At 64.5% G+C, this 18,945-nt stretch carries 13 protein-coding genes and 1 riboswitch; of the genes, 4 read left to right on the top strand and 9 right to left on the bottom strand.

Going from position 1 to position 18,945, the window contains the following annotated elements:
- Window positions 1–27 precede the first annotated feature (27 nt).
- The 9 genes from AC07VS_RS17400 to hrpA form a co-directional block, all read right to left on the bottom strand.
- Window positions 28–237 (bottom strand): DUF2788 domain-containing protein, encoded by a 210-nt coding sequence (locus tag AC07VS_RS17400; protein ID WP_019575240.1) that lies wholly within the window; start codon window positions 235–237, stop codon window positions 28–30.
- Window positions 237–1,082, bottom strand: a complete 846-nt coding sequence (locus AC07VS_RS17395) for a DUF2189 domain-containing protein (RefSeq protein ID WP_492345286.1) — start codon at window positions 1,080–1,082, stop codon at window positions 237–239. The genes AC07VS_RS17400 and AC07VS_RS17395 overlap by 1 nt, the downstream gene beginning before the upstream one ends.
- 156 nt (window positions 1,083–1,238) lie before the next feature.
- A complete protein-coding gene (locus tag AC07VS_RS17390; RefSeq protein WP_492345285.1) occupies window positions 1,239–1,676 on the bottom strand; it encodes a universal stress protein in 438 nt (145 codons plus the stop codon).
- Between the two features lie 88 nt (window positions 1,677–1,764).
- Window positions 1,765–2,523, bottom strand: coding sequence for a 2OG-Fe dioxygenase family protein (locus tag AC07VS_RS17385; protein ID WP_494751580.1), 759 nt, complete (start codon window positions 2,521–2,523; stop codon window positions 1,765–1,767).
- 651 nt (window positions 2,524–3,174) lie between these two features.
- Window positions 3,175–4,032 carry an ion transporter gene (locus tag AC07VS_RS17380; RefSeq protein ID WP_494655617.1) on the bottom strand — a complete coding sequence of 286 codons (858 nt, stop codon included), beginning with the start codon at window positions 4,030–4,032 and terminating at the stop codon, window positions 3,175–3,177.
- Between the two features lie 48 nt (window positions 4,033–4,080).
- Window positions 4,081–5,739, bottom strand: a complete 1,659-nt coding sequence (locus AC07VS_RS17375; RefSeq protein ID WP_494655616.1) for a methyl-accepting chemotaxis protein — start codon at window positions 5,737–5,739, stop codon at window positions 4,081–4,083.
- A gap of 373 nt (window positions 5,740–6,112) precedes the next feature.
- The gene (locus tag AC07VS_RS17370; RefSeq protein WP_494751579.1) at window positions 6,113–7,741 is read right to left on the bottom strand and encodes a methyl-accepting chemotaxis protein; all 1,629 of its coding nucleotides are present in this window, start codon (window positions 7,739–7,741) and stop codon (window positions 6,113–6,115) included.
- A gap of 325 nt (window positions 7,742–8,066) precedes the next feature.
- Window positions 8,067–9,752: a long-chain fatty acid--CoA ligase gene (locus tag AC07VS_RS17365; protein ID WP_494751578.1), complete on the bottom strand. Its 1,686-nt coding sequence runs from the start codon at window positions 9,750–9,752 to the stop codon at window positions 8,067–8,069.
- Window positions 9,753–9,885: 133 nt separating this feature from the next.
- The gene (gene hrpA, locus AC07VS_RS17360; RefSeq protein WP_494751577.1) at window positions 9,886–13,971 is read right to left on the bottom strand and encodes an ATP-dependent RNA helicase HrpA; all 4,086 of its coding nucleotides are present in this window, start codon (window positions 13,969–13,971) and stop codon (window positions 9,886–9,888) included.
- Window positions 13,972–14,058: 87 nt separating this feature from the next.
- A riboswitch (FMN riboswitch) is annotated at window positions 14,059–14,215 on the top strand.
- 120 nt (window positions 14,216–14,335) lie between these two features.
- Here hrpA and AC07VS_RS17355 point away from each other — a divergent pair.
- From AC07VS_RS17355 to AC07VS_RS17340, 4 genes are all read left to right on the top strand, one after another.
- Window positions 14,336–14,854, top strand: coding sequence for a 6,7-dimethyl-8-ribityllumazine synthase (locus AC07VS_RS17355; RefSeq protein ID WP_492345278.1), 519 nt, complete (start codon window positions 14,336–14,338; stop codon window positions 14,852–14,854).
- Between the two features lie 138 nt (window positions 14,855–14,992).
- Window positions 14,993–16,339, top strand: a complete 1,347-nt coding sequence (argA, locus tag AC07VS_RS17350) for an amino-acid N-acetyltransferase (RefSeq protein WP_019575251.1) — start codon at window positions 14,993–14,995, stop codon at window positions 16,337–16,339.
- A 284-nt stretch (window positions 16,340–16,623) separates the two neighbouring features.
- Window positions 16,624–17,250, top strand: coding sequence for a protein phosphatase CheZ (locus AC07VS_RS17345; protein ID WP_492345276.1), 627 nt, complete (start codon window positions 16,624–16,626; stop codon window positions 17,248–17,250).
- Window positions 17,251–17,560: 310 nt separating this feature from the next.
- On the top strand, window positions 17,561–18,934 hold the full coding sequence (locus AC07VS_RS17340) for an OprD family outer membrane porin (RefSeq protein WP_494751576.1): 1,374 nt from the start codon (window positions 17,561–17,563) through the stop codon (window positions 18,932–18,934).
- Window positions 18,935–18,945 lie beyond the last annotated feature (11 nt).

Genomic DNA, 18,945 nt, shown 5'->3' with positions numbered 1-18,945 from the left:
GCGCTGGGCCGTGGCCAGGGCCTCAGCCTACTTGGTCATGTACCACTGGATCACAAACTTGGCGGCAAAACCCACCAGGCCGAGGCCCAGCCCCAGAAACAGCACAAAGGTGCCGAACTTGCCGGCCTTCGACTCCCAGGCCAGGTGGCCAATGATGAACAACATGTAGAGCATGAAGCCCCCCACCCCGAACGTGAGGCCGAAGGTGGAGATCTGCTCTTCTGAAAAACCAAACATCAGTGTCTGACCTGAACAAAAACGGGGGCCAACGCTGCATCCCGGGAGGGCAGCGTCGAAACGTCCACCAGGTCACGGTAAGCATGCCAGCTGGCGTGCCCCAACATGGGCATGACCGCAATCAGGCCCAACAAAAGAGACCCGACCCCCAGCAGCGTGAAGCCGGCAATCAAGGCCGCCCAGAAAGCCATCGGGATCGGGTTGTAGAGCACGGTGCGCCAACTCGTGAGCACCGCCTGCATCAGGGTGATACGGCGGTCCAGCAGCAAGGGGATCGACACCACGCTGGAAGCAAAGATGGGCGCTGCCAGAAAGCCGCCCAATGCCAACCACAGCTCGAACAGCCCCGACTCGGGGTCGGCCACCACCACCCGCAGGAAATCGACCGGCGTGTGCACCGGCTCAGGCGCCAGCAAGGTGATCAGGGCCGCCGAGGTCAGCACCCAGGTGGTGGCGGCCAGGGCCAGCAACAGGCCGAACTGCACCAGACACCAGTATTGATGGGTCCACTTGCTGAAATGACTGTGTTGCCAGTTGAACCAGGTCTTGAACACGACTTGCATCGAGGCCGGTTCACCGCGCTCCAGGGCCCGGCTCAGCGCATACAGGCTGGTGGCCAACACAGGTGCCACCACCAGAAAACCCGACAGTGCCCCGGCCAGCAACCAGAAACGGTTGCCGGCGACGGCGATGATGAGCCCGCCGAAGACGGTCATCGCCAGGCCATGGGCGAAGCTGATCCAGCCCGCGCGAGCCATGTCGCGCCAGGCCAATGCCAGCCAGGTCAAGGGTTGCATGATGCCGATGGTACGAACCAGGGGAAGCGTTTCCGGGGTGGAAGACATGGTGGTATGGGCCTGGGGCGCAAAGTGCAGATCGTGCAACCATGCTATCAAGCCTGACCAACGGAGACAGCCCCCAGGTGCCCCAACCTAGGGACAACCATGAGAGCCATTTCCCGCCCCTGGTTCAAAGGCCCCGAAGGGCCAGACAGGCGGTGTTCAGTCGCGCACCACCAGCACCGGCAGGTGGGCATCCGACAGCACCTTCTGGGCCACGCTGCCGAGCACCAGCTTCTCGATACCGCGGCGGCCGTGCGAGCCCATCACGATCAGGTCGGTGCCCAGGCTCTGGGCCGTGTCCAGGATGCCACGATGGATGGCATGGCCTTCAACCACGGTCGTCTTCACCGGCACAGACGCGGCCTCGAAGGCAGCACGCGCGCTGGCCAACGCGGCATTGGCTTCAGCCGTGGCAGCACTCAGGTACTGCGATTGCCCATAGGCAAAATCAGCGCCGACGCCGGTGAACGGATAAGGATCGATGACGTAGATGACGGTCACATCGCTGGCAAAAGCCTTGGCCAGACCAATCGCCTTGTCCACGGCCAGCGTCGCCGTGGCAGAACCGTCGACCGGAATCAGGATGTGCTTGAACATGGAGAGCTCCTTGTGGGTTGATGTCAGGAAGTGTGCCGGAATGTTCGCCAGCCGCATTGACACGCATCAAATCGGAAAAAGAACGGTGTCAAACCGGCAATCCCTGGAACCCGCCAGCGCGGCAGGTCAACACCAGCGTATCGCGGTGGGCGCCCTCAGCCAAGGGCTGAATGGGGGTGGACTCGTGGATCACGCGCGCATCGTCGAGCAGCAAGAGCGACCAGGGCTCGGACAAGGTGAAGCGCTGCCCGTTGGGGCCGTCGGCTTCAAACACACGGGTTTCGCCGCCTTTGATGCCGCTGCGTTCGATCAGGAACACAGCCACCAGGTCCACGCCATCACGGTGGGCCCCCTCCGGGGTGGGGCGGCCGATGCCGTCGGTGGTGTCAATGCGGAACTGGTGCGCCTCGATGAACCAGGGCTCGGGGCGGGCACCTGCCGGCCGCTTGAGGGCCGCCGTGGTACCGGCCACCGCACACAACAGTTGCGCCCACACGGGCTGGGCCACGGTGCCAGGCAACATGGGTTCAAACCAGCGCTCCATGCCGCCATGCAAGGCGTTGTACTCCAACGGTTGCCAATGGGATCGGTGAGGCACCTGCTCGACATGCTCACCCTGCACCACAAAGCAGGAATGGCGGCGCCGCCGATACCGGCCCCCGTCCTTGAGGAAATTGTCTGGCGGCAAGCCGTCCCAGTCCGGCTGCAGCCCCTGCAGGTCAGGCAGTGCGCAGGTGGCCCATTGGCTGACGGTGGCCGCGTTCAACACCGCATAACCGCGTTCACGAAGCTGGGGCAGCACTTGATCGGCCTCAACGGCCGGAGGAGGAAAAGTGGGGGTGGTCATGGCCTTGGAGCTTACCGCGTGCTGGCGCCCACACCACCACTCAAGCAACGTGACTTCTTCTTATTCAGCCGCGCCTGAGCTCGGACCCGTGGCCTCGGCCGCCGGCGCCGGCGGCTCGGTGCGAGCCGCCTGGACCTGGGCCCAGCGCGGCGCATCGACAAAATACACCGGCGTCGCACAGGCCCTGTGACGGGCGCAATGCTGGGCCCAGTGGCGACTTTCGGCCGGAGGCACATTCAGATAGATCGGCTCGACAGCTTGCCCGGGTGTCTTTCTTACCTGCACGGGTCGGTCATTGAGCACAGGGGGTGTCTGCTCGCCCCATTCGCTGACGCGGCCATAAACTCCAGCGACAACGCCCTCCGCAGCGGGGGTACCCCCCAATGGCCCGGCCCAGGCCAGCACGCCGACCCCGCAGCCCAGGCCGACTTGCAACAGCCACCGACCGATCACGGCGCCACCCCGGGCAGCGCAGACCGATGTGCAGCCGGGATGGCCAGCCAGGGAAGCAGAGAAAACAGGGCCATGGGTATCGTGCTGCGATCGGGCAGCGAGTTGTCATCAGAAAACGATATTTGTAACCCATTTCGACGACAAAACCGCCACACAACCCGGCCAGGCCGTGACAGATGTCACCATGGCACGCCTGCGTCAGGGCAAGGCGGCACCGCAGTGGTAGCAATACCGGGCCGCCGCGAGATGCCCTTCGCTGAGGCATTCCGGACAGCTGCGGGTGCTGGGCAGCGGTGCGGCCTGACGGCGCTTTTGCGCCATTTCGCTGGTCACGATCCCTGTGGGCACGGCCAGGGTGCCCCAGCCGAGCAGCATCATGGCCGAGGCGATGAAACGCCCCAGATCGGTCTTGGGCGTGATGTCGCCAAACCCGACCGTGGTCATGGTCGTGATGGCCCAGTACATCGAGGTGGGAATGCTGGAGTAACCGTTCTCGGCCCCCTCCACCAGGTACATCACCGTGCCGGCCACCAGCACGATCATCAGCACCACCGACATGAAGATCAGGATCTTGCGCCGGGTGGCCACCAAGGCCTCGGTCAGCATCTGGTACTCGTTGACGTAGGCGGCCAGCTTGAACACCCGGAACACCCGCAACAGACGCAGCACGCGGACGTCGATCAGCAAATGCAGCTCGGGCACGAACAAGGCCAGGTAGGTGGGCAGCAACGCCAGCAAGTCCACCAGGCCGAAAAAGCTCAGGGCGTAGCGCCAGGGATGACGCACGCACAGAAGACGCAACAGGTACTCGGCCGTGAAGATGGCGGTGAACAACCACTCCAGCAGATTGAATGTCGGGCCAAAGCGGCCACGCAAGGCCTCCACACTGTCAGCCATCACCACGGCCACGCTGAGCAAAATGGTGACGATCAGGCTGTAGTCAAAGACCCGGCCGGCTCGGGTATCGGCCTCGAAGACGATGCGAAAAAGGCGCTCACGCCAGCCATCAGCCGGCAGGTGGGCGAAACGGGCAGCGCCCGGAGGAGAGGAAGACATGGGCCCAGAGTTTAGGGGGCGGGCCCGACCGCTCGTCGCCGCTCGGCGTCAGGCAGGCAGACGGAAGCGGGACACCTGCCCTGCCAGCTGGGTGGCCTGGTCGCGCATTGCGCTGGCCGCAGCGGCGGTCTGCTCGACCAGGGCCGCGTTCTGCTGGGTCATGCGATCCAGTTCCTGCAAGGCCTGGCCCACCTGCCCCACCCCCTGGGCCTGCTCACGCGCACCCACCGAGATCTCGCCCAGCAACACGTTCACACGGCGTGCCGAATCGACAATGCCCTGGATCGCGCTGCCCGCGCGGTGGACCACGCCCGTGCCCTGCTCGACCTGCTCGACGCTGGTGCTGATCAGGCTCTTGATCTCGCGGGCCGCCTCGGCGCTGCGCTGAGCCAACATGCGCACCTCGCCAGCCACCACGGCAAAGCCACGCCCCTGTTCACCGGCACGCGCAGCCTCCACGGCGGCATTCAGGGCCAGGATGTTGGTCTGGAAGGCAATGCCGTCGATGGTGCCGATGATCTCGGCGATGCGCGCCGACGAGCCCCGGATGCGGTCCATGGTGGACACCACCTCGCCCATCACCTGGCCACCTTCCATGGCCGACTCGGCGTTGGCATTGGCCACGCGGGTCGCCTCGTCGGTGTTGGCATAAGTCACCTTCACCGTGGCCGAGATCTGCTCCATCGAGGCGGCAGACTCTTCCAGGCTGGCCGCTGCCTGCTCGGTGCGCGATGACAGGTCCATCGACCCCAGGGCCACCTCGTTGCTCGAATGAACAATCTGGTCACTCGACTGCCGCACCAAGGCCACCATGTCCCGCATCGAAGCCTGCATGTTGCGCAACTCGAGCATGAGCTGGGCCGCCTCGTCACGCCCCCAGGGGGACGGTGAGGTGGTGAGATCGCCATCGGTCATGGCGCGCAGATGGCGGCGGGTCTCCTTCAGACCACCGTCCATCACACGGTAAAAGCTCAGGAACAGATACCCCGCCACCAGCACCGCAGCCAGCACGATGGCCACGCTGTACATCACCGTGCGCTGCACGTCGGCCCGCAGGTCATCGACATAGATGCCTGAGCCGATCACCCAGCCCCAAGGGGCAAAGCCCTTGACGAAACTGACCTTGTCCACGGGCTTGTCGTGCCCGGGCTTGGGCCACTGGTAATCCACAAAGCCCTCGCCATGGCGTTTGGCCATGTCGGCAAATGCACTGAACAATGCCAGACCATTGGGGTCTTTGAGGCCCGACACGTCCTGGCCATTGAGCTCAGGCTTGAACGGGTGCATCACCACCCGTGGCTGCAGGTCGTTGATCCAGAAATACTCCTGCTTGTCGTAACGCAGGCGGCTGATGGCCTCCTTGGCCATGTCCTGTGCCTGAGTTGAACTCAGCTTGCCCGATGTCTCCTGCTCATGGGCCCATTCCAGCAGGCCGTAGGCGATCTCGACGTGCTGGCGGGTGGCAGTCTTGCGAGCCTCCATCGCCTTCTCGGCGTGGTCATCCAGTTGCCAACTCAGCAAAGCCAGCAGCGGCAACAGAAAGGCCAGCGAGATGATCAGGGCCTTGGAGGCAAATCGCAACTTGCGAAACAAGCGCACCCCCGGCGCCCAAGCACCGTGGTAAGCAAAAAAGCCGGTGTCATGGCCATCGCCGCGAGACGCGGGTGTGGACGCTTGGGGTGCTGCAGAGGGGATCAGGGCTGACATGCGGATGAGCTTCAGTGGGGTGAACAGAAATGTCAGAAATGACAGGATTCATTTCCTTACATTATGTCCACTCACATGTTAAGGTTTTCCACTAGCCGAGACGCCCAATCCAATGGAGTGCCGCCTGCCCCCTCGAATGACGAAGCCAAAGAACCAGGCCCGCGGAGCGCCGAACCTGTCTGAATCAACATCAAGCGGATGCGTCCACCTGACGCACACAAACTGCGCTCAATTTGCGCGCTACCCGCCGCTTTCTCAGCCCCATGACTTCGTGGCATCACAGGCGCTGCCGCGCGCCTCCGCCAGCCATCGCGAAAGACGATGGCAAGCAGACTCGCCGTTGCAGCGGGCCCGCCTTTCAACCCGGGGAAACTCAGCTTGACCAGGCCAATCTGGCTTGCCTGGAGAGGTCTGTGCCGTCGCCCAAGGCCTGCACATCATCCTGCCCGTCCGGCAAGCGGAACAGCGACACGCCATCCAGCAATTCCTGCGCCTGCTGGCGCAGACTGGAGGCCGCCGCGGCGCTTTCCTCCACCAGCGCCGCGTTCTGCTGGGTGACCTGATCGATCTGCCCGACGGCCGCCACCACCTCGGACACACCGGTGCTCTGCTCCGCACTGGCGTCGCTGATGGCGCCGACCACTTCGCTGACCCGCTCGATCTCGACCACCACATCGTTCATCGCACGCCTTGCCGCATCGACCAGGCGGCTGCCTTGATCCACCCGCTCGACACTGGCGCCAATCAAGGCGCGCACCTCGCGCGCCGATTCCGCGCTGCGCTGAGCCAGGCGTCGCACCTCACCGGCCACCACGGCAAAGCCGCGGCCCTGCTCACCGGCTCGGGCCGCCTCGACGGCCGCATTCAGCGCGAGGATGTTGGTCTGGAAGGCAATCCCGTCAATCGTGCCCACGATGTCTGAGATCTGGCGCGAGCTGTCGTTGATGGTCTTCATGGTGTCGACCACCTCGCCCACCACCGCGCTCCCCCGGGCAGCCACCTCACGGGCCCCATGGGCCAGTTGTTTGGCCTGGCGCGCATGGTCCGCGTTCTGGCGTACCGCATCGTCCAGCGTCGCCATGGCCGCCGCCGTTTCTTCGAGGGCCGAGGCCTGACGTTCGGTGCGATCGCTCAAATCATGGTTGCCGCTGGCAATCTCGGCACTCGCCAGGGCCACCTGGCGGGCGTTGCTCCTGACCTGACCGACAGTCTGAACCAGGCTGTCCTGCATGCTGCGCAGGGCGCCCTGCAGTTGCGCGGTCTCGTCGCGTCCGTTCACTTCGATGGGTTGGCTCAGGTCACCGGCAGCCACCCGGTGGGATACCTTGACGGCCTCCATCAAAGGCCCCGTGATGCTGCGGATGATCAACACCGCCAAACCCAGGCTCGCCATCACCGACACGACCGAGATCAGTATCAGCAGGGCCGTGTTGCGTTCGATTTCCTGGGCAGCAGCCGCCTCATCCTGCTCGGTCTGGCGGCTGGCGACCAGCACGGTGGCGTCGATGGCCTGCCGGTGCAGGTCGTACAGACCGCTCAGGCGCTCCAGCGCTTGTTGGGTCGCGGCTGCATCTGCCTGGCGAACCGCCGGCAACAAGCTCTGCTCGGCAGCTCCAAAAAAGACCTGTGCCGACTCGTGGGCTCGCTTCAGGAGCAGATCGGTCAATTCAGGGCCCAGGCCGGCACGCTCCCAGTAGGCATGGCGCTCGTCATAAGCTTTGCGCAGGGCACTCCACTGGTCGAGCAGCCGGGCTTGGCGAGCCGGGTCGGTGGTGCTGGCCAACTGAAAGCAGACCAGATAGGGCTCCAGCACGTATTCGGGCGGCGGCAGGATGTCGGCCACCAAGTCTTTACCCTGCACGATGTGCGCATACAGCGGCCCGTTGACCTTGAGGTAGCTCAGGGTTCGCAGCGACCAGAAGCCGGTCACCAGAAAGCCCAGCAGAAACAAGGCCAGCAAGGCCACGAACCGCTGACGGATGGACACGTGGGACAACTTCATGGGGAAACTCCAGCAACAAGCACAAAAAGCATCGGATGACATGACGACAACCAAGGTCGGACCAAGGTCAACGAGGGCAGGTCGTCAAGTGCGACAGCTCACAGCCGTCTGAAGCAAATTATATGATCAATGTTAAATTTAATTGATATTTATGAAAACAGGATCTCATTAAAACAATATATTGATTAAATATGATATTTATCGGTTTTGTGCGTACAACGAAAAACCCGGCCGGCGAATCGATCACTCGATCCCCCGGCCGGGTCTGTGCCGTGCTGCAGGGCCGTGACCAGGCCCACACCTGGTCTGCCTTGAATCATGCTGATCAGGCGGCTTCGCTCTCCTGCAGTTGCCGCCACATCACCTTGCCGCTGCCGCTCTTGGGCAGTGCGTCCACAAACTGCACCACCCGGGGCACTTTGTAGACGGCCATGTTCTCGCGGCACCAATCGATGATGTCGGCCTCGGTCAATTCTTGATGGCTGGCGCGGCGTACTACCACGGCCTTCACCGACTCCCCGCGGTAGGCGTCCTTGGTGGCGATGATGCAGGCCTCCTGGATGCCTGGGTGACGAAACATCAAGGCTTCAACCTCGGCCGGCCAGACCTTGTAGCCCGAGGCATTGATCATGCGTTTGAGCCGGTCGGTCATGAAGAAATAGCCGTCTTCATCCACCCGGCCCATGTCCCCCGAGCGGAAGAAACGCTTGCCCTTGAATTCGATGAAGGCTGCGGCCGTGGCATCGGGCCGTTTCCAGTAGCCCTGGAACACCTCAGGCCCATGGATGATGATCTCGCCGGCTTCGCCCTGCGGCAACTCCTGCAGCGTGTCGGGGTCGATGACATAGGCCTCGGTGCTGAGAAACGGAATGCCCAGACACTGCTGCTTGGGTGCATCGACCGGGTTGGTGTGCGAGGGCGCCGAGGTCTCGGTCAGGCCATAGCCTTCGACATAGCGCAGGCCATAGTTCTCGAACAGGCGCTGAGCCACGGCCTGAGGCATGGCGGCCCCGCCACCGCCGATGTAGGTCAGCGAGGACAGGTCGTACTGATCGAAATGCGGGCTGCCCAGCAGATCGATCACCATGGTGGGGATGTTGGTCCAGTTGGTGACCCGGTAGCGCGAGATCAGGCGCCCGGCCAGATCGCGGTCCCAGCGAGGCATCAGGATCAGGGTGCCCCCCACATAGAGCGTGGCGTGCATCACGGCCACCATGCCGGTGATGTGGAACATGGGCACCACCCCCAACACCACGTTCTCCGAGGTGGCGCTGCCCCAGGCGGCGCTGGCCACGGCGTTGTGCATCAGGCTCGAATGGATGTGGATGCAGCCCTTGGGCAAACCCGTGGTGCCACTGGTGTAAGGCAACACGGCCATGTCGGCACCGCCGGTTTCGGGCGCGGGGGCTGGGCCCTGCCCGGCCAGCGACTCTTGCCAACTGTGCACGGCCCCGCCTGCCAGCGGCGGGGTCGGGTGCTCGGCCAGCAGCCAGGGCTCCCAGGCCGGGGGCAAGGCATCACCATTTACTTGCGTCGGATCGAAGGCATCGGTGAACCGGGTCACGATCAGGTGCTTGAGGCGCTGGGCTTCAGGCAGCTCGTTGCTGGCCTTGGCCAATTCAGCCGCCAGATCGGCGGTGGTGAGGGCCACGGCGGCGTCGGGGTCGGTGATGTAGTGCTTGAGTTCTTCTGCACGGTTCATGGGATTGACCGGCACCACCACCGCATTGGCCCGCAGGATGGCCAAATGAGCCACCACCAACTGGGGGCAGTTCTGCATGTTCAACAGCACCCGGTCACCCTTGCGCACCCCCAGGGCATGCAGCTTGGCGGCCAGTTGCTCGACCTGCGCCAGCAGTTCGCGGTAGGACGTGCTACGCCCCAGAAAGACCAGCGCCGGCTTGTCGGGAAAACGGCGGGCGTTCACAGCCACGTTGTCCCAAAGCGGCGTGGCCGGAGGCGTGATTTGGCGAGGCAGCCGCTTGGGCCAGAACTTGTCATGCAGGCTCATAAGATCTCCTTGCGCGGAGCTTACCGAGGTGCTCCCCCGCACGCATCGGGGAAGGCCCGGGGCCTGGTCGTCACATTCGTGACCAATCTTCCGGCGGTTTTATTGCTGCAATCAAGCCCGAGCGCTCGACTCTTCAACTGTTGATCTGGGCCCAGGCCTTGTCCAGGCGCTTGATGCTGACCGGCTGCGGGGTGCGCAACTCCTGCGCAAAAAAGCTCACCCTGAGCTCTTCGAGCAGCCAGCGGAACTCCTGCATGCGGGCATCCACGGCCCCCTTGCGCTCGGCCACCAGACGCCAGTAGCGCTGCTCCTGCGGGCGCAGTTCGGCCAGTCGCGAGGCGTCACGCGCCGGGTCGGCTCGGTATTTGTCCAGGCGAAGCGTGATGGCCTTGAGATAGCGAGAAAAATGCTGCAATTGGGCCCAGGGTGTGAGGACCAGGAACTTCTTGGGCATCAGGCGCTGCAGTTGCTGGGCCCCATCGGCGGTGGCCTCGGGGGCGTTCTTGGTGTCCTTGATCTTGCGCGCCGCTGCGGCGTACTCCAGAAGAATGGTCCCGGCCAGGCGCGCCACCTCATTGGCGATCAGGGTCAGGCGACCCCGGCCTTCTTCGATGCGACGCTTGAAGGCGTACTCGTCGGTGGGCAATGGCTCCAGCAGAAAAGCGCGCTCCAGCGCCACGTCCAGGATCTGCTCGCGCAGTTCCTCCTGCGTGCCCAGCGGCATGTAGGCCACCGCCATCTTCTGCAGGTCGGGGATGTTCTTTTCGAGGTACTTGAGCGCGTCCCGGATCTGCAGCGCAAACAGCCGCCGCAGGCCGGCGCGGTGCCGGGCTGCGGCCACATCAGGCTCGTCAAACACCTCGATACTGACGGCATCGCCGCCATCGATCAGCGCCGGAAAGCCGATCAGCGTCTGCTGACCGCGGCGGATCTCCATCAGCTCGGGCAGTTCGCCAAAGGTCCAGGCGGTGTAGCGCTGCTCTGCACTGCGCGCCGAGGGGGCAGCGGCTGCGGGGGCCGCCTTGCCCCGGCCCGCCGGCTCGGGCTGGCGGGCTTCTGCCGTGGGCACAGGAGCCGGTGTCGCCGCCACCTTGAGACCAGCCAGGGCCTGGAAAGCACCTCGCGCCTTCGACCCCAGCTCGGCCTTGAGCGCCCCGAGGTTGCGCCCGATGCCCAGTTGCCGGCCGTGCTCATCGACCACCCGGACGTTCATGAACAGGTGTGCGGCGAGCATGTCGAGCTTGAAGTCGGCGCGCTTCACATCCAATTGCACCTGCTCGCGCACCAGCTTGAGCAAGGCATCGGTCAAGCTGCCATGGCCGTACACGGCCGGCTCGATCAAGCGCTCGGTGAAACGGCTGGCGCTCTCGGGCAAGGGCACCAGGCGTGCGCGCGGTTTTTGCGGCAGGCTCTTGAGCAAGGCCTGCACCTTGTCCCTGAGCATGCCGGGCACCAGCCACTCGCAGCGCTCGTCGTTGACCTGGTTGAGCACGAACAGTGGCACATCCACGGTCACGCCATCCTTGGCATCACCGGGCTCGTGCAGGTAGGCCGCCACACAGTCCACCCCGCCCAGGCGCACATGGCGTGGAAATGCGCTGGTGGTGATGCCGGCGGCCTCGTGGCGCATCAGCTCTTCGCGCGTCAGGTGCAGCAGCTTGGGGTTGAGGCGCGACGCTTCGCGGTACCAATGCTCCAGGGTGGCGCCGCTGTAGACGTCGGGCGGCAGCAGCTTGTCGTAGAAGGCATAGATCAGCTCTTCATCGACCAGCACGTCCTGCCGGCGGGATTTGTGCTCCAGGTCTTCCACCTGGCGGATCAATTTCTGATTGGCGGCCAGGAAGGGCAGCTTGGTGTCGTATTCACCCTCCACCAGGGCCTGGCGGATGAAGAGCTCGCGCGCCGCCACCTGATCGATGCGGCCATAGCTGATGCGCCGCCCGCTGTACACCACCAACCCATAGAGGGTGGCGCGCTCGTAGGCCACCACCTCGGCACCCCGTTTTTCCCAGTGCGGGTCGAGCATCTGCTTTTTCAGCAGGTGGCCGCCAATCTGCTCCAGCCATTGCGGCTCGATGTTGGCGATACCGCGGCCGAAAAGGCGCGTGGTCTCCACCAGTTCGGCACAGACGATCCAGCGGCCAGGCTTCTTCTTGAGGTGGGCCCCGGGGTGGCGATGAAACTTGATGCCCCGCGCGCCCAGGTATTCGCCGGAGGCGCCTGCCCCCCCCTCTTCATCCATCTTCCAGCCGACATTGCCCAGCAGGCCGGCGAGCATCGACAGGTGGATCTGCTCGTAACTGGCGGGGTTGCGGTTGATCACCCACCGGTGCTCAGTGACCACGGTCAGCAACTGGCTGTGGATGTCGCGCAACTCGCGCAGGCGGCGCACATTGATGAAGTTCTGGCGCAGCAGGTTTTCGTACTGCCGATTGCTCAACTTGTGGGTGGCCGCTGCCGGTTCGGGCGGCGCAATGATGGCGGGCGCCTGCAGGCGCTGGGCCACCGGCAGCACCGCGGCGCTGGCACGGCGCTGGGGCGGCGGCGGCGGCACCGCCTGGCCGCGCCGGGTCAGGGGGATGGCGCCGCCCCGCGCGTCGGCCAACCATTGCCACAGGCGGATGTAGCCGCTGAATTCGCTCTTTTCATCGTCCCATTTGGCATGCGCCTGATCGGCCTGGGCCTGGGCCTCCATGGGACGATCGCGCACATCCTGTACCGACAGCGCGGCCGCGATCACCAACACCTCTTCGAGCGCGTTGCGATCCCGCGCCTCGATGATCATGCGCCCCACCCGCGGATCCAGCGGCAGGCGGGCCAGCTCCTGGCCCATGGGCGTCAGTTCGTGGGCATCGTCCACCGCGCCCAGTTCGGACAGCAGCTGGTAACCGTCGGCAATCGCGCGGCCCGAAGGGGATTCGAGAAACGGAAACTCTTCCACCACCCCCAGGTGCAGCGACTTCATGCGCAGGATCACGCCGGCCAGCGAGCTGCGCAGGATTTCAGGGTCGGTGAATCGGGGGCGGGCCGTGAAGTCCTTCTCGTCGTACAGGCGAATGCAAATGCCGTTGGCCACCCGGCCGCAGCGCCCGGCCCGCTGGTTGGCCGCCGCCTGGCTGATGGGCTCGACCAGCAACTGCTCCACCTTGCTTCGAAAGCTGTAGCGCTTCACGCGCGCGGTGCCGGCATCCACCACGTAGCGGATGCCTGGTACCGTGAGCGAGGTCTCGGCCACGTTGGTGGCCAGCACGATGCGCCGCCCGGTGTGTCCGTCAAAGATGCGGTCTTGCTCGGCCTGCGACAGCCGCGCAAACAGGGGCAACACCTCGGCATTGCGCAAATGCGGCAGGTGGGCCAGGTGGCCGCGCAGGTGGTCGGCCGCCTCGCGGATCTCGCGCTCGCCAGGCAGAAACACCAGGATGTCGCCACCCGCATTGCCTTGCCACAGTTCATCGACCGCATCGGCAATCGCCTCGTTCAAGCCGTAGTCGCGCGACTCTTCAAAGGGCCGGTAGCGTTGTTCGACCGGAAAGGTGCGGCCCGACACGTAGATCACCGGGGCCGGGCCCTTGGCCGAGGCAAAGTGCTCGGCAAAGCGATTGGCGTCGATGGTGGCCGAGGTGACCACGATCTTCAGGTCCGGGCGGCGCGGCAGGATCTGGCGCAGGTAGCCCAGCAAAAAGTCGATGTTGAGGCTGCGCTCATGGGCCTCGTCGATGATCAACGTGTCGTAGGCCTTGAGCAGCGGATCGGTCTGGGTCTCAGCGAGCAAAATGCCGTCGGTCATCAGCTTGACTGAAGAATCCTTGGACAAGCGGTCCTGGAAACGGACCTTGTAACCCACCACATCCCCGAGCGAGGTCTTGAGCTCTTCGGCAATGCGCTTGGCCACTGAACTGGCCGCAATGCGGCGCGGCTGGGTGTGGCCGATCAGTTGGCCCTTCTGGCCTGGCGCCGCATTGAGCCGGCCGCGCCCCATCGCCAGGGCAATCTTGGGCAGCTGCGTGGTTTTGCCCGAGCCCGTCTCGCCGCACACGATGATCACCTGGTGCTGCGCCAGCGCCGCCATGATCTCGTCGCGCTTGCCCGAGACGGGCAGCGATTCAGGAAAGTCGATCTGGAGCGGGGCTGTGGACAAGGGCGTGACCGGTTCAAAAATGGACAACCCGTGATTATCCCTCTCCGTCTGACCTGCCCTGCCCGGCGGGCCAATGCCCATTCAGCGTCAGGCCTGTCGCGGGCGTGCCGGCAACGCTTCAAATCTGGGCCTAGAATCCGACCGTTGGCGCTTTGTTGCGCCAGCAACAAGCGTTCTCAGGGCGGGGTGAAACTCCCCACCGGCGGTGATGGCAGCCTTGGCTGCACAAGCCCGCGAGCGCCCGGCCACCGCTGCGTGGCCGGGGTCAGCAGACCCGGTGTGACTCCGGGGCCGACGGTCACAGTCCGGATGAAAGAGAGCGCGACCACCCCGCCCCACCGGCGCCAGCCTGCCTGCGCGCCGGAGGGGTGGGTGTTCGTGCGACCCTGATTTCTGGAACCTGCGGCCCCTGTTCGGGGCCCTTCATGGAAACCACGAGTCAGTCATGAGTCACAAAGACTTTTCCCTTCCCCCCCTCGACCTGCAAGCCGCCCAGGCCCCTCTGCAGTTGCCCCCCGATGCCCGCTATGCCTTTGTGGAAGCAGCCTGGCACGCCGACATCGTTCAGCAGGCCCGCGCGGCCTTCCTGCACGAGATGGCACGCCATGGTGTGGCGGCCAGCGCGATCGACGTGATCGGCGTGCCCGGGGCCTTCGAGATCCCGCTGCATGCGCAGCGCCTGGCCCGCAGTGGGCGCTACCAGGCGGTGGTGGCCTGCGCTCTGGTGGTCGATGGCGGCATCTACCGCCACGAGTTCGTCGCCCAGACCGTGATCGAGGCCTTGATGCGGGTGCAACTCGAAACCGATGTGCCGGTGATCTCCGCCGTGCTCACGCCGCACCACTTCCACGAACATCTGGAACATCGCAAGTACTTCCAGAACCACTTCAATGTGAAGGGCACCGAGGCGGCCCTGGCCTGCGTGCAGACCGTGTCCAGCCTGCGCGCGCTGAGCGCAGCCTGATCTCCGGCCCCTCCCCCCACACTGGGACGGGCGGGGCCGTGCTGCAGTGCAACGAGGGCGCTACACTTTGCGCCCTCGCATCCGGAAATTGCTGAAAACAGGCCGGATATCCCCGTAGCCCCTCCGCCCACGCCCACCATGTCCGCTGTTTTCAATTTCACTTTCGTGCCCTGGTTCCGCTCGGTGGCGCCTTACATCCACATGCACCGGGGCAAGACCTTTGTGGTCGGCATCGCGGGCGAGGCGATTGCGGCGGGCAAGCTGCCGCACATCGCGCAAGACCTCGCGCTGATCCAGAGCATGGGGGTGAAGATCGTGCTGGTGCATGGCTTCCGGCCCCAGGTCAACGAGCAACTGCGCGCCAAGGGCCAAGAGCCACGCTACTCCCACGGCATCCGCATCACCGACGAAATCGCGCTCGACTGTGCGCAAGAGGCCGCGGGTCAACTGCGCTACGAGATCGAAGCCGCCTTCAGCATGGGCCTGCCCAATACCCCCATGGCGGGCTCCACGGTGCGCATGATCTCGGGCAACTTCCTGACCGCACGGCCTGTGGGCATCGTCGACGGCGTCGACTTCAAGCACTCGGGCCTGGTGCGCAAGGTCGACGTGGCCAGCATCCAGCGCTCGCTCGACTTTGGCGCCATGGTGCTGCTGTCGCCGTTCGGCTTCTCACCCACCGGAGAGGCTTTCAACCTCAGCATGGAAGAAGTGGCCACCCGCGTGGCCACCGAATTGCAGGCCGACAAGCTGATCTTCCTGACCGAGGTGCCCGGCATTCGCCAGGACCCGCTGGCCCCCGAGGGCGAAGACAACCCCATCGACACCGAACTGCCACTGGCCGCCGCCGAAAAGCTGCTGGCCCTGCTGCCCAAGCCGCAGCAACCCACCGACACCGCCTTCTACCTGCAGCACTGCGTTCAGGCCTGCAAGGGCGGCGTTGAGCGCAGCCACATCCTGCCCTTTGCGGTGGACGGTTCGCTGCTGCTGGAGGTCTATGTTCACGATGGCATCGGCACGATGGTGGTGGACGAAAAGCTGGAAGAACTGCGCGAAGCCACGGCGGACGACGTGGGCGGCATCCTGCAGCTCATCGAGCCGTTTGAAAAGGACGGGACCCTGGTCAAGCGCAGCCGCACCGAGATCGAACGCGACATCGAGGCCTACAGCATCATCGACCACGACGGCGTGATCTTTGCCTGCGCCGCCCTCTACCCCTACCCCGAGGCCCGCACCGCCGAAATGGCTGCCGTGACGGTCTCCCCCCAAAGCCAAGGCCAGGGCGACGGCGAAAAAATCCTCAAGCGCATCGAACAGCGGGCCCGTGCCATGGGCCTGCAAAGCATATTTGTGCTCACCACCCGCACCATGCACTGGTTCATCAAGCGCGGCTTCCAGCCCGTGGACCCCGACTGGCTGCCCGAAGCCCGCAAGCGAAAGTACAACTGGGACCGCAAGAGCCAGGTATTGGTCAAGAAACTCTGAGCGGCCTGGCAGGGCCATACCGAGCCTTGCCACGCATGGTCAGTTTCAGAGATCCGGGCAGGTATTGCGGACCTCCTGCAGGGGGTTTTAGTGAAACCCCTGCGGGGTTTTGGTGAAACCCCTGCGGGGTTTTCCCGAAAATTGAGGGCTTGCCTGGGATCAGCCGATGGAAATCACTGAACCAGCGCTTGGGTCAGGCTATATTGTGAAAATTGTGACGAAAGTCTACAAACCCCGGTGTGACCAACCGCGTGCCCCCACGCTTCAGCCCAGCCCCAACGCCCATGACCGACGACCACGGACCTGAAATTGCCCACAACCAGGATGAAGTCGATGTCCACTTTCGCCTGGGCCAGCTCACCCGTCAGTTGCATGACTCGCTCAATGCCCTGGGCATTGCCGACAAATTGCACGGCGCGGCCGAAGAGCTGCCCGATGCCAAGAGCCGACTGAGCTACATTGCCCGCCTGACCGGCGAGGCCGCCGAAAAGGTGCTGAACTCGGTCGACAAGACCAAGGCGGCGCGCGAACCGGTGGATGTGGAAACCCGGCGCCTGACCGAGCTGATCGAGCGCTATCCCGGCACCACCTTCACGGGCAAGGATTTGCTGACCTACCTGCACCTGGTCAGCCAGTCGAATGCGGCGATGGACGAAAACCTGACCGACATCATGATGGCTCAGGACTTCCACGACTTGACCGGCCAGGTCATCGCACGGGTGGTCAATCTGGCCTCCGACATCGAAAAGCAGTTGCTGGACCTGCTGGTCAGCACGGCTCCTGACGGCAGCAGCAGCCCGGCCCCGGCGACCAAGGACCTGCAAGGCCCGGTGGTGGACGGCCAGGCCAACCGCGAGGTCGTGACCAACCAGTCGCAGGTGGATGACCTGCTGGCCAGCCTCGGATTCTGAGCCCCTTTCCAACCCCTCTGTGGCGCTTCGGCGCCCTCCCGCATCGGCCTGGCCACCGCCCGGGCCAGCCCTGCCCAACCGGCGCGCCACCCCGGCGCCACGCCGCATCGGCCTGAATACCCCCGTACTTTCCCGCACAGGTCAGGATTTGCCCCTGTGCCTGTCAGCTTTTGGCGCAGACGCCATGGCGATCTCTTTGAAGAATGCGCTCGTCCGATTCGCAGCTGCGGATTCGTCGCTGCGTGACGCAGGCCACCCTGCGTGACGCCAGCACAGCGCGGGTCGGACGACGACCACAAGGAGACTCTTTTTGATTCAAGCCCCCACCCGCCTGCGCCCCCTGCTCGGGCTCGCGACCTTCGCCCTGATCGGCGGCCCCGCGATGGCTCAGGACAGTGCAGCCGACAACACCAGCAGCGCGGCCAAGCCCGCCTGGCACACCGGATACGCCCTGATCGACGACAGCCACCTGAGCCTGCACCTGCGCAACCTGTACAAGGCCGGCACCAGCACCCCCGATGCCGCGCTGCCGCCCAACTACCACACCTGGGTTCAGGCGTCATCGCTGGACTTCAGCAGCGGCTATTGGGCTGATGCGGTCGGCTTCGACCTGTCCTACGACACCGCGCTGAACATCAGCACCGGCACCGATGCCAGCGGCTTCACCGACGGCACCCTGCCACGCAACCCGGCCAGCTTCAGCCGCATCGGTGAACACGCGCTCAAGCTCAAGTGGCAGACCGACGAAACGAACTTCAAGTCGCGCCTGGGGGTGCAGAAGGCGTCCAACATGGGCATGCTGCACGCACGCGACAGCCGTGCGCTGGAGAAGCTCTACAGCGGCGCCCGCCTCGATGCCCAGCAAGGAGCCTGGAGCGGGCTGGTCGCCGTGGTGGATGCCAGCATCGACCGCAACGAGACCTTCAAGCGCCGCTTCACCACCGCCAAGGGCACGGCCATCGACTACCTGGCCACCGCGCAGATCAAGTGGGAACCGCAAAAGAACCGCTCGCTGCTGTACTTTGCCGGTGCCGCACCGCACTACGTGATGCGCGAAGGCCTGGAAGGCGTCTGGCAGGCCGACCCCAGCCAAAAGGGCTCGCTCAAGACCGAGGGCTTTCTGTACCACAACCGCGCCCTCAGCGTGTGGCAGCAGGAAAACGCCAATTCCCGCCGCGGCTTCGACCGTGACGCCTACCACACGGCGGTTCGCTTCAGCGGCCAAGCCGACAAAACCCTGTTGCAGGGCGGTGCCACCTACACCCACGCCCCGAACAGCAACCCCAACGGCATGGGCTTCTTTGAGTACAACATCGCGCGCAATGCCGTGGGCCGATTCGTCAGCCCGGCCTACAACGGGATGATCGACTACATGAACCACCGCGAGCTGATGGTGTTCGGCACAGCGGTACAGCCACTGGACCGCGAATTCAGCGTGGGCGCCGGCGCCTACTACGGCAGCGGCATGAAGTTCAAGGGCGTGGGCCTGTCGCATGGCGACGTGATGGTGTTCGTCGAATACAAGCCCAGCTTCCTCAAGGGCCTGCACACCGTGGTGGCCTATGACTGGTCGCGCAACTGGCGCGAGGTTCAGGGCGTGCCCGACGTCACCCAGGGCCGACAGCTCAATGCCAGCAAGACGGGGCCGATGATCCGCCTCGACTACCGGCACGAATTCTTCTAAACCCGCAGGAG

The organism is Curvibacter sp. GW821-FHT01G03 (assembly GCF_059422285.1).
The sequence above is the reverse complement of the archived record's forward strand: the minus strand, read 5'-3'. Positions and strand labels throughout refer to the sequence as shown.

Excerpts from the sequence above, each read along its gene's own strand:
- AC07VS_RS17400 (WP_019575240.1), bottom strand. The coding sequence starts at position 237 with ATGTTTGGTTTTTCAGAAGAGCAGATCTCCACCTTCGGCCTCACGTTC.
- AC07VS_RS17395 (WP_492345286.1), bottom strand. The coding sequence starts at position 1,082 with ATGTCTTCCACCCCGGAAACGCTTCCCCTGGTTCGTACCATCGGCATC.
- AC07VS_RS17390 (WP_492345285.1), bottom strand. The coding sequence starts at position 1,676 with ATGTTCAAGCACATCCTGATTCCGGTCGACGGTTCTGCCACGGCGACG.
- AC07VS_RS17385 (WP_494751580.1), bottom strand. The coding sequence starts at position 2,523 with ATGACCACCCCCACTTTTCCTCCTCCGGCCGTTGAGGCCGATCAAGTG.
- AC07VS_RS17380 (WP_494655617.1), bottom strand. The coding sequence starts at position 4,032 with ATGTCTTCCTCTCCTCCGGGCGCTGCCCGTTTCGCCCACCTGCCGGCT.
- AC07VS_RS17375 (WP_494655616.1), bottom strand. The coding sequence starts at position 5,739 with ATGTCAGCCCTGATCCCCTCTGCAGCACCCCAAGCGTCCACACCCGCG.
- AC07VS_RS17370 (WP_494751579.1), bottom strand. The coding sequence starts at position 7,741 with ATGAAGTTGTCCCACGTGTCCATCCGTCAGCGGTTCGTGGCCTTGCTG.
- AC07VS_RS17365 (WP_494751578.1), bottom strand. The coding sequence starts at position 9,752 with ATGAGCCTGCATGACAAGTTCTGGCCCAAGCGGCTGCCTCGCCAAATC.
- hrpA (WP_494751577.1), bottom strand. The coding sequence starts at position 13,971 with ATGGGCATTGGCCCGCCGGGCAGGGCAGGTCAGACGGAGAGGGATAAT.
- AC07VS_RS17355 (WP_492345278.1), top strand. The coding sequence starts at position 14,336 with ATGAGTCACAAAGACTTTTCCCTTCCCCCCCTCGACCTGCAAGCCGCC.
- argA (WP_019575251.1), top strand. The coding sequence starts at position 14,993 with ATGTCCGCTGTTTTCAATTTCACTTTCGTGCCCTGGTTCCGCTCGGTG.
- AC07VS_RS17345 (WP_492345276.1), top strand. The coding sequence starts at position 16,624 with ATGACCGACGACCACGGACCTGAAATTGCCCACAACCAGGATGAAGTC.